The 13,858-nt window shown below is 63.2% G+C and carries 15 protein-coding genes; all 15 read right to left on the reverse strand.

Features of this window, described 5'->3' with window-relative positions; genetic code table 11:
* Positions 1-13: 13 nt before the first annotated feature.
* The 15 genes from B5F90_RS03125 to B5F90_RS03195 all read right to left on the reverse strand — a co-directional run bounded on the left by B5F90_RS03125 (position 14) and on the right by B5F90_RS03195 (position 13,647).
* Positions 14-655 (reverse strand): 7-carboxy-7-deazaguanine synthase QueE, encoded by a 642-nt coding sequence (locus B5F90_RS03125; RefSeq protein ID WP_087361287.1) that lies wholly within the window; start codon positions 653-655, stop codon positions 14-16.
* Positions 655-1,197, reverse strand: coding sequence for a hypoxanthine phosphoribosyltransferase (gene hpt / locus B5F90_RS03130; RefSeq protein ID WP_087361077.1), 543 nt, complete (start codon positions 1,195-1,197; stop codon positions 655-657). Before hpt ends, B5F90_RS03125 begins: the two co-directional genes overlap by 1 nt.
* Before the next feature lie 167 nt (positions 1,198-1,364).
* On the reverse strand, positions 1,365-1,943 hold the full coding sequence (gene rsxA, locus B5F90_RS03135; protein WP_087361079.1) for an electron transport complex subunit RsxA: 579 nt from the start codon (positions 1,941-1,943) through the stop codon (positions 1,365-1,367).
* Between the two features lie 2 nt (positions 1,944-1,945).
* Positions 1,946-2,530 carry an electron transport complex subunit E gene (locus tag B5F90_RS03140; RefSeq protein WP_087361081.1) on the reverse strand — a complete coding sequence of 195 codons (585 nt, stop codon included), beginning with the start codon at positions 2,528-2,530 and terminating at the stop codon, positions 1,946-1,948.
* Positions 2,523-3,179: an RnfABCDGE type electron transport complex subunit G gene (locus tag B5F90_RS03145; RefSeq protein WP_239307731.1), complete on the reverse strand. Its 657-nt coding sequence runs from the start codon at positions 3,177-3,179 to the stop codon at positions 2,523-2,525. Before B5F90_RS03145 ends, B5F90_RS03140 begins: the two co-directional genes overlap by 8 nt.
* Positions 3,180-3,196: 17 nt before the next feature.
* A complete protein-coding gene (locus tag B5F90_RS03150) occupies positions 3,197-4,165 on the reverse strand; it encodes an RnfABCDGE type electron transport complex subunit D (protein WP_087361085.1) in 969 nt (322 codons plus the stop codon).
* Between the two features lie 21 nt (positions 4,166-4,186).
* Positions 4,187-5,536, reverse strand: a complete 1,350-nt coding sequence (gene rsxC / locus B5F90_RS03155; RefSeq protein ID WP_087361087.1) for an electron transport complex subunit RsxC — start codon at positions 5,534-5,536, stop codon at positions 4,187-4,189.
* A gap of 28 nt (positions 5,537-5,564) precedes the next feature.
* Entirely contained in the window at positions 5,565-6,545 is a 981-nt protein-coding gene (locus B5F90_RS03160; protein ID WP_087361089.1) for a Fe-S cluster domain-containing protein, read from the reverse strand.
* Positions 6,545-6,964, reverse strand: a complete 420-nt coding sequence (locus B5F90_RS03165) for a SoxR reducing system RseC family protein (RefSeq protein WP_087361091.1) — start codon at positions 6,962-6,964, stop codon at positions 6,545-6,547. The genes B5F90_RS03160 and B5F90_RS03165 overlap by 1 nt, the downstream gene beginning before the upstream one ends.
* A 4-nt stretch (positions 6,965-6,968) precedes the next feature.
* On the reverse strand, positions 6,969-8,546 hold the full coding sequence (locus B5F90_RS03170) for an NAD+ synthase (protein WP_087361093.1): 1,578 nt from the start codon (positions 8,544-8,546) through the stop codon (positions 6,969-6,971).
* A gap of 608 nt (positions 8,547-9,154) precedes the next feature.
* Positions 9,155-9,913: a C4-type zinc ribbon domain-containing protein gene (locus B5F90_RS03175; protein WP_087361095.1), complete on the reverse strand. Its 759-nt coding sequence runs from the start codon at positions 9,911-9,913 to the stop codon at positions 9,155-9,157.
* 19 nt (positions 9,914-9,932) lie between these two features.
* On the reverse strand, positions 9,933-10,718 hold the full coding sequence (locus B5F90_RS03180) for a Nif3-like dinuclear metal center hexameric protein (RefSeq protein WP_087361097.1): 786 nt from the start codon (positions 10,716-10,718) through the stop codon (positions 9,933-9,935).
* Positions 10,719-10,790: 72 nt separating this feature from the next.
* Positions 10,791-11,498, reverse strand: coding sequence for a MerR family transcriptional regulator (locus B5F90_RS03185; RefSeq protein ID WP_087361099.1), 708 nt, complete (start codon positions 11,496-11,498; stop codon positions 10,791-10,793).
* Between the two features lie 116 nt (positions 11,499-11,614).
* Positions 11,615-13,033: a methyltransferase domain-containing protein gene (locus B5F90_RS03190; protein WP_087361101.1), complete on the reverse strand. Its 1,419-nt coding sequence runs from the start codon at positions 13,031-13,033 to the stop codon at positions 11,615-11,617.
* Positions 13,030-13,647 (reverse strand): deoxynucleoside kinase, encoded by a 618-nt coding sequence (locus B5F90_RS03195; RefSeq protein WP_087361103.1) that lies wholly within the window; start codon positions 13,645-13,647, stop codon positions 13,030-13,032. Before B5F90_RS03195 ends, B5F90_RS03190 begins: the two co-directional genes overlap by 4 nt.
* Positions 13,648-13,858: the final 211 nt, after the last annotated feature.

Here is a 13,858-nt window from a genome sequence, read left to right on the forward strand (position 1 = left end):
TGGGACAGAGGGGTTAAGGAATATGCATGTACTTGTGTGCCTGGATGGAGATGTTCCAGCGCGGGTTGGCCTTGACATACTCGACCAGCAGCGGCATCACCTGCTCCGAGACGCTCCATTCGGGCTGTACGTAGAGCCGGCACTCGGGACGCACGCGGGCGGCGTTCTGCTCGGCCCACGCGAAATCCTCGGCCCGCTCGACAATCACCTTCAGCTCGTCGGCACGCACATAGGCCTCCTCCAGAGGGGGCTGCTGCCGTTTGGGCGAGAGGCATACCCAGTCGAACTCGCCGCTGAAGGGGTGCGAACCCGAGGTTTCGAGGAAGAGCTCAAGCCCCTGGGCGTGCAGCTCCGAGGTCAGCACGCCGAGCGGATAGAGCAGCGGCTCGCCGCCCGTGACCACGACGGCCTGCGCCGCACAGGCCGTAGCCCGCGCAACAATGGTCGCCACCTCGACCGGGGGATAGAGGCGCGGATTCCACGTATACTTGGCGTCGCACCAGCGGCACCCCACGTCGCAGCCGCCCAGACGGATGAAGTAGGCCGCCTTGCCCGTATGGTACCCCTCGCCCTGGATGGTATAGAAATCCTCGACCAGCGGAAGCAGCCGCCCGCCGTCGAGCAGCTCCACGATGTTGTTCGTCACCTCGCCCATCATTCGGTCACCACGTAGATATCCTTCAGATTGCGGCCCAGCTGGTTGTAGTCCAGACCGTAGCCTACGATGAACTCGTTGCCGATTTCCATCGCCCGGTAATCGATGGAAATCTGCTTGCGGTAGGAGCCCGGCTTGAAGAAGAGCGTGCAGACGGCGATGCTGGCCGGATGGAGTTTCTCCAGGTCGCGAACCATCCGCTCGATGCTCTCGCCCGTGTCGACGATGTCCTCGACGATAATCACGTGGCGCCCCTCGAGCGACTGGTTGAGTCCGATGAGGCACTTCACGTCGCCCGTGGTCTGCGTCCCTTCGTACGAGGCCAGCTTGACGAACGACAGCTCGCTGTTGAACTCGATTTTCTTGATGAGGTCGCTCATGAACATGAACGAACCGTTCAGCACCCCGACAAAAAGCGGCGTATCCTTGTCGGCATAGTCCGCATTGATGCGCTGCGCGACGGCCGTGACCGCCTCGTCGATTTTCGCGGCGGGAATCATGACCCGGAACTTCCGGTCGTGAAGTTTGATGACCTTATCCATTGACTTCGGTGGGTTTTATTCGATAATAGCGCAAAATTAACAATCTTGGCGCAAGAAACGAAGTTTTTACGGCGAAAAAAGTCGGCCGTGTACAAAAAGCGTGCCCCGGAATGCAGCGAAGACCGCCCCTCGGGGAGCGGTCTTCGCGGTGGAACCGTTGCCGGGTCTCAGACCAGACCCGAAAAGCCCATGAAGGCCATGGCCAGAATGCTGGCCGTGATGAGCGCGATGGGGACACCGCGGAAGCCTTTGGGAACCTCCTCGAACTCCAGACGCTCGCGGATGCCGGCGAAGAGCACCAGCGCCAGGGCGAAGCCCAGAGCCGTCGAGACCGAGTAGGCGACGCTCTGCAGCAGGTTGAACTCCTTCTGAATCATCAGGATGGCCACACCCAGCACGGCGCAGTTGGTCGTGATGAGCGGCAGGAAGATGCCCAGCGCCTGATAGAGCGACGGAGAGAGTTTCTTGAGCATGATTTCGACCATCTGCACCAGAGCCGCGATGACCAGGATGAAGACAATCGTCTGCATGTATTCGATGTGGAGCGGCACCAGGATGTAGGTCTGGATGGGCCACGCCACCACGGCCGTAAGCGCCATGACGAAGGTCACGGCGGCGCCCATGCCCAGCGACGTCTCAACCTTCGACGAGACGCCGAGGAAGGGGCAGATGCCGAGGAACTGCGCCAGCACGACGTTGTTGACGAAGATGGCGCCGATAATGATTGCGAAATAGGATATTTCCATGGCTACTTCTTGGCTAATTTATTGAACAGGACCATCAGGTATCCGAGCGTGAGGAAGCCGCCCGGCGCAAGGACGAAGACCAGCGGCATGACATCCGCGATGCCGAGGTTGATGCCGAAGATGGCACCGCTGCCCAGAACCTCGCGCACGGCGCCGATGACCGTCAGCGAGAGGGTGAATCCCAGACCGATGCCCACACCGTCGAGCATCGAGTCGAAGGGCGAGTTCTTCGAGGCGAAGGCCTCGGCGCGGCCCAGGATGATGCAGTTCACCACAATGAGCGGGATGAAGACGCCCAGCGCCTTGTAGAGCCCCGGAACGAAGGCCTCCATGAGCATCTGGATGATGGTCACGAACGAGGCGATGACCACGATGAAGGCCGGGATGCGGACCTTGTCGGGGATGATGTTCTTGATGAGCGAAATCACCAGGTTCGACATGATGAGCACCGCCATGGTGGCCAGACCCATACCCATGCCGTTGGCCGCCGAGGTGGTCGTACCGAGCGTCGGGCACATGCCCAGCACCAGTACAAAGGTCGGGTTGTTCTTGATGATGCCGCTGAGAATGATTTGCAGTTTATTCATTTTGACCTCCTTCCTGAGCCGCAGGCTCGTTGTTGGTTTGCTGCGAGGCGCCCGACGCCACGTCGGTGGCGGGTGCGCCCGTCGCTACGCTCTTGTAGGCCATCCAGGCCCGGTTGACGGCATCGACATAGGCGCGCGACGAGATGGTGGCAGCCGTCAGGGCGTCCACGTCGCCGCCGTCCTTGCGGACCGCCAGCTTGCCGTCGACGAGCTGCTTATCCTCGAGGCGCTGCCCCTTGACGCTGCCCAGCAGCGGGTTGCCCTCGTCGCACATCTTGGTACCGAGGCCCGGGGTCTCGGTCTGCTCCAGCACGTTGATGTTGACCACGCGGCCGTCGGGGTCGAAGCCCACCATCATGCGCACCGCACCGCCGAAGCCCAGCTTCGACATCGACTGCACGGCATAGCCGGCCACCACGCCGCCCTTCGTGGCGGTGTAGACCGTGATGGGCATCTCGTCGATAGTGAGCTCCTCACTCGTCGTCTCGTCGAACGGAGGCAGCACCTCGGTCAGCGCCGCCGTCGTGGCGGCCTGCTTCGACTGGGCAATGGGCTCCACGGTAATCATGTTCACCACGCCCACACCGGCCGAAGCCACCAGCGTGATGCCGAAGAGCACCGCAACCATGTTCTTAAGTGTACTTTCCATAATCTTAAGGCCTCCTGTTATTTCACGCCGAAGCGCGCGGGTTTCACATATTTGTTAATCAGGGGCACGACGGCGTTCATAATCAGAATCGCGAACGACATGCCTTCGGGATAGGCACCCCACAGACGGATGAGCATGGTGATGACACCGATGCCGACGGCGAAAATCACGCCGCCCTTGACCGTCATGGGCGAGGTCGAGTAGTCGGTAGCCATGAAAATCGAGCCCAGCAGGGCGCCGCCGGCCAGCACGTGGAAGAGCGGCAGCTGCCACAGCAGCGACGGCTCACCACCGCGGCAGAGCGCCACGATGAAGGCGAAGAGCGCCATCGTCACGAGTACCGTCACGGGGATGTGCCACGTGATGACCCGGCGCCAGAGCAGATAGACGAAGCCGCACAGCAGCGCCAGCGCGGCCACCTCGCCCATCGAACCGGGCATGTTGCCCAGCAGCAGGTCCTGCACGCCGAGCACGTCGGGACCGGCCGCACCGTGCTTGACGACCGCCAGCGGCGTGGCGCCCGACAGTGCGTCAAACGAGCCGTTGACCGGCATGGGGAAGGTGGTCATCTGCACGGGATAGGCAATCAGCAGGAAGACACGGCCCACGAGTGCCGGATTGAAGGGGTTCTTGCCCAGGCCGCCGAAGGTCATCTTGGCGATGGCGATGGCGACGAAGGCGCCGATGACGACAATCCACCAGGGAATCGTCGCCGGCAGGTTGAAGGCCAGCAGCATGCCCGTCACCACGGCCGAAAGGTTACCCACGGTCACGGGGCCCTGGACCAGGAATCGCTGAATCAGGTATTCGAACAACACGCAGCACGCGACCGACAGCGCCGTGACCCAGAGCACGTTGAGGCCGAAGACCACCGTCGAGACCGCCAGCGCAGGCAACAACGCGATGATGACGTCGCGCATGATGACGCTCGTCGATTGCGTCGTCTGCACGTGGGGCGCGGGAGCGACAACAAGTTTGTTTGCCATAACTTTATCGTTTATTTTCATTTACTTTTTAGGAGCGTTGGCGGCAGCCCGCGCGCGGATGATGCCCATGACGGTCTGCTTGCCCAGACGAATCCAGTCGAGCAGCGGCAGGTAGGCCGGGCAGGTCGACTGGCAGCAGCCGCACTCGATGCACGAGGTAATCATGCGGGCCTCGACCTCGTCCCAGTTCTTCTTCTGGGTCATCTTCGAGAGGAAGTAGGGCTCCAGACCCATCGGGCAGGCCGACACGCACTTGGCGCACTTGATGCACTGCGAGGCGGTGCGGCGCACGGCGTCGCGGCCGCTCATGACGGTGATGCCCGAGCAGCCCTTCGTCACCGGGGCCTCGAGGTTAATCATCGCACGACCCATCATCGGACCGCCGTTGATGACCTTGCCCGCATCGGCGGGAAGACCTCCGGCCGCCTCGATGAGCGTCGAGATGGGGGTACCCATGCGCGTGAGCAGGTTCTTGGGTTCCTTCATCCCCTTGCCGGTGATGGTGACCACCCGCTCGATGAGGGGCTTGTGCTTCTGCACAGCCTCGTAGACGGCCACCGTCGTCGAGGCGTTGCAGACCACCGCACCCACGTCGATGGGCAGTGCGGGCGGAGGAGGTACCTCGCGGCCCGTGATGGCGGCGATGAGCTGTTTCTCACCGCCCTGCGGATACTTCACGCGCAGCGGCACAATCTCGATGCCCTCGTATCCGGCCGCCAGACGGCGCAGATGCTCGATGGCATCGGGCTTGTTGTTCTCCACGCCGACATAGGCGCGCTCGACACCAAGCGCACGCTTGAGAATCGTCACGCCGACGAGCAGCTGTTCGCCCCGCTCGAGCATCGTGCGATGGTCCGACGTGAGGTAGGGTTCGCACTCGACGCCGTTGATGATGAGTGCCTCGGCCTTCTTGCCGGGAGGCACCGAGAGCTTCACGTGCGTGGGGAAGGTCGCACCGCCCATGCCGACGATACCGGCCTCCTTGATGCGGGCGATAATCTGCTGCGGCTCGAGCGTGCACTCGCGCACCAGCTCCGGCGTGCGGTCGATGCCCTCGGCCCACTCGTCGCCCTCGCGCTTGATGACGATGCTCATCTGACGCACGCCCTGGCCGTTGGCCACGGGCTCCACGGCGGTCACCGTACCCGAAATCGGCGAGTGGATGTTCGCCGACATGAAACTGCCCGCCTCGGCGATGAGCTGACCGGTCAGCACCTTGTCGCCCTTGGCCACCTTGGCAACCGCGGGCGCGCCGATATGCTGCGACAGGGGAATCGTCACCACGTCGGGCAGCGGAAGGACCTCGATGGGCTTCGCGCAGCTCAGTTTGTTTTCCGACGGATGGACTCCGCCTTTCGGAAATGTCTTCATATCTCGGAATCTGAATTTTAGCGGTTAATTATTCGGCATCCGTCTTCTTTGCGGCCGGTGCGGCCTTGGCCTCTGCGGCGGGCTTCTCCGCTGCAGGTGCTGCTGCAGGCTTGGCGGCCGGAGCAGCGGCAGGTTTGGCAGCAGGAGCGGCGGCCGGAGCGGCTGCAGGCGCCGTCTTGGGGGCCTTGGGCAGCGGCTCCATGCCCACCAGGCGGATGGCGCCCGTCGGGCACTCGTTCACGCACTTGCGGCAGAGCTTGCACTTCTGCGGGTCGATGTAGGCCAGGTTGTTCTCGACGGTGATGGCGCCGAAGGGGCACACCTTCGCGCACTTGCCGCAGCCGATGCAGCCCGCCTTGCAGGCCTTCATCACCACGGCACCCTTATCCTTCGAGACGCACGAGACGTAGACCGCACGGTTCTTGGGCCACTTCTTGCGCAGCTCGATGACCTGCTTGGGGCAGGCCTTCACGCAGGCGCCGCAGGCCGTACACTTGTCGGCGTCGACCTCGGGCAGCCCCGTCGCGGGGTTGATGTGGATGGCATCGAACGAGCAGGCCGTCACGCAGTCGCCGAATCCGAGGCAGCCGAACGAGCAGCCCGTCTCGCCGATGTAGAGCGATGCGGCCACGGCGCACGAGCGTGCTCCGTTGAACTGGTTGGTGCGGGGGCGCTTCTCACACGTACCGCCGCAGCGGACGGTCGCCACCTGGGGCTCCTTCTCGGCGGCAGCCTTGCCCAGGAAGCCGGCCACGGCCTTCATGCAGTCGCCGCCTCCGACGGGACAGTAGAGCGCCGAAATGTCGTCGCGCTTGACCAGCGCCTCGGCCATGCCGCGGCAGCCGGCGAAGCCGCAACCGCCGCAATTGGCACCCGGCAGCATCTTCTCGACCTGGTCAATCCGCGGGTCCTCCTCGACCTTGAACTTCTGGGCCACCACGTAGAGAATAACTGCGGCAAGCACTCCCAACACGCAGAGCGTCAAGATTGTGTAAAGTAATACTTCCATCAGTGTTTTGTTATTGTAAAATGAATTGTATGTTCAATTCTGCGGCGGAAGAGCCCCAGCACCCCGTAGTAGAGCGCCACGCCGGCCAGCGCCGCCAGGGCGCTCGCCCCGTCGCTCCACCCCAGCGCCAGGCTGCTCACCATCAGCACCACAAGCAGCACGGCAAGGGCTCCCACATAGGCATATACGACCGCGACGGCACCTGCGCGCCGCCGCACTCCCACCGACACCTCCTCGCCGGGATGATAGCTCCCCGCCTCCGGAGTGTGGACCTCCACAATCTTCTCCTGCGTCTCGGCCAGACCGCATGCGGCCCGCGCCTTGCAGCTGCCGCACGCCGAATGCGAGGTGATTCGTACCAGGACCGCATCCCCTTCGATGCGCTCGACCACCCCGCTATGTTCAATCAGCTCCGCCACAGTCCTAATCGCCGTACTTGTTGGTCAGCGGCATCAGCCGCTCGTGTCCGAACGAACACATCGAAAGGCGCAGCACGGGCGGGAACTGGTAGCGTTTCTTCTCGTTGCGCATAATCATCGAGTGAATCTTCTCCACGACCTCCGAGTCGAAACCCGCGTTGACAATCTCCTCGCGGTGCTGCCCCTCCTCAATCATGCGGTAGAGGATGGCGTCGACCACCTCGTAGGGAGGCAGAATGTCGCTGTCCTTCTGGTTGGGGTGGAGCTCCGACGAGGGCTCCTTGTCGAGTATGCTTTCGGGAATGGGGTTGCCGAAGGTGCGGTTGATGTAGCGCGCCACATCGTACATCTCGCTCTTGTAGAGGTCGCCCGTAGGGCTGAAGGCGCCGGCCGTATCGCCGTAGAGCGTGCAGAGACCCAGCGCGTTTTCGCTCTTGTTCGACGAGTTGAGCAGCACGTAGTCCGTCTTGTTCTGGACGGCCATGAGCAGAATCGTGCGGATGCGCGTCTGGATGTTCTCCTCGGTGGAGTCGAAGTTGCGTCCGCCGATAACCGGCGTGAGCGTGTCGACCACCGACTTGTAGATTTCCGTGATGGGGATGACGTTGTATTCGATGCCCAGATTCTCGGCCAGCTCCTTGGCATCCTCGACCGAGAGGTCCGACGAGAACTGCGAGGGCATGAGCAGCGCGCGGACATTCTCGTGCCCGAGCGCATCGGCCGCCAGGCAGGCGACCACCGCCGAGTCGATACCGCCCGAGAGGCCAATGCAGGCCTTGCGGTAGCCGTTCTTGAGGAAGAAGTCGCGCAGTCCGCAGCGGGCCGCCTCGTAGACCAGCCGCGTACGTTCGCCGCTGGTGGGGATGACGACGGGACGGGCCTGGGCGCGGGTGTCGAAAATCTGGAAGTCCTCCTCGAAGTTCTTCATCATGAGCACCAGCTCGCCGCGGTTGTTGAAGGCGCCCGACGTGCCGTCGTAGACGATGTCGGTCGAGCCGCCGACCTGGTTGACCATGACGATGTTCTTGCCCTCGACGAACGAGAGGTTGCGCATCACCTCGTAGCGGTAGGTCATCGTGCCGCGGCCGTACTTGCGGGCGTTGATGGAGATGACCGTCTCGACCGACTTGTCGTAGTCGCGTTCGCGGCTCAGGTCGTCGCCCACGACGATGGCGCACTTGTGTCCCTTGATGGTGGCATACTCGTAGCCCTTCGAACCGACGAGGAAGCCCATCTCGCGGCGGGCCGTAATGTACTTCTTGCCCACGTAGCGCAGCACCTTGCGGTCCTGGATGAGCGCGGCGGCGCTGATGGTGCCCTGCGACGTCAGAATCGGAAGCCCCACGATGGCGGCGATGCCGTCACAGCAGGAGGCGATGGTAACCAGCGCATCCTCGCATAGCTCGAGGAAGGTCGTCTTCCGCAGCAGGTCGAAGGCGGGGGTTCCGCTCACGGCCTGCTCGGCAAAAATCACGAGGTCGGCTTTACGCTCTTTGGCCTTTTGAATCGAATCGATGATTTTCGAGGTGTTGCCCTCCACATCGCCGATGGTGTAGTTCAACTGGGCAATGGCTATCTTCATCTAAGGCAATTTTAGTCGTCGGTATAGAACTTTGCAAAAATAGCGATTATTTGCTAAAGTCCGAACTTTTTCGTCCGTAAAATGTTATTCCCGAGCCATTATTCGGTTCCCGCCCGCGCGAGACCGCCCCGGAGCCGCTCCACCGCGGCCGGAGGGCGGAAGGGGGGGCAAATGCTTCCGGTCCGGTCCCGCCCCGCAACCGCAGGGCAAGGGGTGCCCGGCCGCCACCGCCCGGACATAAAAAAAACGACGGGCACTGCCTGACCCGCCGTTTCAACCAACCGCACCACCCTGCTGCCACCTACCCATCGAGGGGAACGCCGCCGCACCATCGAAAAGGGACGGGCCGACACACCTGCCGACGCGGAAAACCGCTCCGCCCCTCCGGGCACAAAAAAGCGGCAGACGCATCCTGCCCCGCCGTCTCCGTCGACTTTCTCCTCTTCCGCCGCCGGCATACCGCCCCGCACCCCCGCCGAAGACGAAAGGTTCCACCTGCCGACGCGGAAAACCGCTCCGTTCCTCCGGATACAAAAAAGCGGCTGACCCTTTTGGGGTCCGCCGCCCTGTTCACATGCACCTCCCGGCTTCACGCCGGAAGCCGTCCACTACTGCTCGGCTTCGGGGTCTGCCACCAGAATGCGACCGCAGTACTCGCAGATGATAATCTTCTTGCCGGCACGGATATCCATCTGACGCTGAGGCGGAATACGGTTGAAGCAGCCGCCGCACGCATCACGTTTCACCGTCACCACGGCCAGACCGTTGCGCACGCTGCGGCGAATGCGGTTGTAGGCAGCCAGCAGCCGGTCGTCGACCTTGGCACGGGCCTGCTCGGCCTGAGCCTCGTACTCGGCAACCTGCGGAGCCGTTTCGGCCTCGATGCTCTCCAGCTCGCCCTTCTTGACCGTCAGGTCGGCATTGCGCTCGTTGAGCTCGGCCTCGGTCTGCTCCAGCTGAGCCTTCTTGGCTTTCACACCGGCGGCGTACTCCTTCAGACGCTTCTCGGCCAGCTCGATTTCGAGCTCCTGATACTCGATTTCCTTCGAGATGGCGTCGAATTCACGGTTGTTGCGGACGTTGTTCTGCTGCTCCTTGTAGTTGGCGATTTGAATCTTCGCCTGGTCGATTTCGCGCTTGCGCTGCTTGGTGAGCGCATTGAACTCCTCAATCTCGGAGTTGATGTTGTCGATGCGCGTCTTCAGCCCGGCAAGCTCATCCTCGAGGTCCTGAACCTCGAGCGGCAGTTCACCCTTCACCTTGTTGATTTCGTCGATTTTGCTGTCGATTTTCTGAATCTCATAGAGCGCCAGGATTTTCTCCTGCATCGAATAATCAACATCGGCGGCCTTTTTCTGTGTTGCCATATATTATAATTGTTTGAACTTAAACGAAATAGTTCACCGGATTACGCGAGTATCCACTCTTGCGGACCGCAAAGGTAAGCAAATTTTTCGATAAAACCTCAAATATTAGCTCAATTGCGCAATATTCGCTCTCGAAATGTCCGATGTCCGCCACCACGAAGGCTCCGTCGGGGAGCATGAAATCGTTGTACTTCAAATCGGCGGTCACGTAGAGGTCGGCACCCGAGCGGCGGGCCTCCTCCATGAGCGAGGCTCCGGCCCCCGTGCAGAGGGCGATGCGCCGCACCTGAGGGCGCACCAGGTCGCTGTGGCGCACCACCTTGAGCCCCAGACGCTGCTGCATGCGGCGCAGGAACTCCTCCGTCGGGAGCGGCTCGGGCAGCTCGCCCACCACGCCGAAGCCCACCTGCGGGTCGGCCGCCGAGGGCTGCAGCACGCGGAGCTCCCCGATGCCCAGCATCGCGGCCAGACGCCAGCTCATCCCTCCAGGGGCGCTGTCGAGGTTCGTATGGCAGGCATAGAGCGCGATGCCGCGGCGGATGGCCCGCTCGACGCAGCGCTGCACGGCATCGGCCGAGTTGAAGCGCTTGAGCGCATGGAAGATGATGGGATGGTGCGTGATGACCAGGTCGCACCCTTCGCGCTCGGCCTCGTCCAGCACCTCGTCCGTAACGTCGACGGCCAGCAACGCCCGCTGCACCTCGTCGTCGGGACGCCCCACAATCAGCCCCGCGTTGTCGTAGGACTCCTGGTAGGAGAGCGGTGCAAAGCGCTCGATTACGTCGGTTATATCTTTGATTTTCATAGTGTTGTCTTCTTTTTCCAGATGATTGCGTTAACGTGCGGCGCGCTGCCGGCCGCAGCAGGCCGCTGCGCCTCAGAAGAGCGACTGTTCGTAGAAGGCGAAGAGTTCCTTGTGCTCCGCCTCCTCCTTCTTGCCGCGGCGCGGACGGCGTGCCGTACGCTTCGGAGCGCCCGGCTCGGTCTGCGCGGCAGCTTCCGCCTCTGCCTCCGCCGGGGTTCCACCCTCGGGCGTATCGGCAAACTTCACCACCGGTTTGGTGCGCCGGCGGCGCTTCGGGGCGGCAGCTTCGGCCTCGGCGGCGGTTCCAGCCTCTGCGGCAACCGAAGCATCCTGCTCCGCAGCCGCTTCTTCGGGGGCCTCCCCGTGCGCCATCTCTGCGGCATCGGTCGGAAGCTCCGCCGAAGCGTCGACCGACGAATCGACCAGCACGGTCCGCCCCTGCGAGGCGGCAGGCTCCTTGAGCTCCTCGCGCACCTCAACCAGCAGCGCGCGAATGCGCTGCAGCCGCTCGAGCAGCTCCACGTCGCGCGGCACCTCCTTTTCGCGGCGGCACTGACGCAGCGCCTTGCGGGCCCCCTCGAGCGTCATGCCCTGCTCCTTGACCAGGTGGTAAATCAGCTTCAGGTTCTCGATGTCGGCCGGCGTAAAGAGCCGGTTGCCCTTCTTGTTCCGCTTGGGCTTCAGCACGCCGAACTGCGACTCCCAGTGGCGCAGCAACGACGGCCGGACGTCGAACATCTCGGCCACCTCGCCCATTGAATAGTAAAGCTTCTCTGCCATACGCTATTTCGTTTCACGGTTTATATTTTCATCTCCTTCGGGGCCGGTTTCCTCAACACAAGGCTTTCCTCAGCATGAGGTCGGCCCCGCTCTCCGTATCGGACCGCGCCCCGGGGCTACGCCTCCCCCTCGCCGGCCGGCTCTCCGTCACCCTGCTGCCGAAGGATGCGCAGCGAATTGGGATAGAGGTTGTTCACGCGGGGGCCAATCCGCTTGACGAATCCCAGCGCCCGGCCGCTCGCCGTCACCAGATTGATGCCTTCGGCAAAGAGCCCCGCTGCAAGCTCCTGCTTGCGCAGGAAGCGCAGCGCATCCTCCGAGCCGAGTTCGGCCGTCGGCACGGCATCGCGCCGCAGCCCCGCGAAGAGGGCCAAAGCCGGGTCGGGCTTGAGCCGCCCCTTGAAGAGCTGCCCCATGGCCACTCCCGAATAAATCACGGGCAGCACGCCCGAGAGGCTCCGCACGGCATCGTACTGCGCCGCATACCAGCCGTAGAGGGTATCGCCCGCCGCGCCAAAGCGCATCGCCGCGGGCTCCTCGACCCAGCGTGCAAGCTCCGCCGCTGCGGCCTTGTCGGCCGCGACGAGCACTTCGCGGCGCTGCCGCGGCGTGCGGCTCCGACCGCCGGCATCGGGGGCCTTGCGGGCCACGGCGGCGAAGAAGCCCTCGCCCTCGGCCCGGTGCGGGAAGAAACGGAAGGTGCGGAAGGCTCCGACCCTGCCGCCGAGAATCCCCCACTCCTCCGCGAGCGGGAACTCGCCGGCCTCGGCCACCTCGTCGCCCGCCCATGCAAGAAAACGTTCAAGCGAGCCCTCGTCCTCGGTGCGGTTGAAGGTGCAGGTGCTGTAGAGGAGCGTCCCGCCGGGCCGCAGCGCCCGCCACGCCTCGCGCAGAATGGCATCCTGACGCGATGCGCAGAGGCGCACGTTCGCCTCGCTCCACTCGCCGCGCGCGGCGTCGTCCTTGCGGAACATCCCCTCGCCCGAGCAGGGGGCGTCGACCGCCACCACGTCGTACCACGCCTCGAACTCCGCCATGCGGGCCGCATCGGCCGTCGTGACCACGACGTTGCCCGTGCCCCAGCGGCGGATGTTGTCGGCAAGCACCTGCGCCCGCCGGCGGTCGATTTCATTGGCGACAACGAACCCTTCGCTCCCGACCAGCGAGGCGTAGAGCGTGCTCTTGCCGCCGGGTGCGGCGCAGAGGTCGAGCACCCGCGCACCGCGCATATCGACACCCGAGAGCAGCCGCCCGACAAACTGCGATGAGGGCTCCTGCACGTAGTAGGCGCCGGCATGGAACTCCGCATCGAAGGTGAACTGCGGCCGCCGGGGCAGGTAACGCCCCTCGGCACACCACCCTACGCGGCGCACCCCTTCGCCCGTCGCAACGGCGGGCAGGAGTGCCGCGCACTTCGCCGGGTTGAGCCGCACCGCAACGGGCGACGGGCCGTCGAGCGCCGCACACAACGCCTGCGCCTCCTCTTCGCCCAGCTCGCGGGCAATGGACGCTACGAACGCTTCGGGCAGCCTCATCGCTTCTCGGAGGCTTTGAGCGCATCGAGCCGTGCGCAAATCCGTTCGAGCACCTCGGGATTCTCCACGAAGTCCTCGTTGTCCTTGTCGACGACGAGCACCTCGCCGTCGTAGATATGGTCAATCCAGTGGTCGTACTTCTCGTTGAGCCGCCGCAGGTAGGACTCGTCGATGTTCATCTCGTACTCGCGGCCCCGCTTGTGAATCTGCGAGATGAGCGTCGGAACGCTCGCCTTGAGGTAAATCAGCAGGTCTGGTTTGGGGATGAGCGTGGTCACGAGCCGGAAAATCTTCATGTAGGTCTCGATGTCGCGCGTCGACATGAGCCCCATCTCGTGGAGGTTCGTGGCGAAGATGTGGGCATCCTCGTAGATGGTCCGGTCCTGGATGATGTCCTCGTCGCCCGAGGCGAGCATGTCCATCGTCTGCTCGATGCGGCTGCCGAGGAAGCTGATTTGCAGCTGGAACGACCAGCGGTTCATATCCTCGTAGAAATCCCCGATGTAGGGGTTGTTGCTCTCCTCCAGATAGCATTTGGCCCGGTAGCGCCGGGTCAGCATCTCGGTCAGCGTCGTCTTGCCGCTGCCGATGTTTCCCGCAATGGCAATATACATCGTTCAATCGATATTTCTGAATGGTTTTACACTTCTTGTCGTTCGGCGGCCGTTTTTTCGGCAACCGTTGCCGGCGGCTGTTTTCAGCGGCTGTTTTCGGCGGCCGCAGTCCGACACCCGGCTGCAACGCCGCGCTCCCGAAACCGCTACGTCCGAAAAAACGTTCCGCCCTGCAAAGCCGGGCCTAATTAGAGAATCGGCGCCCGCCCCG

It is taken from the genome of Alistipes sp. An31A (assembly GCF_002159425.1).
GTDB classification, from domain to species: Bacteria; Bacteroidota; Bacteroidia; order Bacteroidales; family Rikenellaceae; genus Alistipes; species Alistipes excrementigallinarum.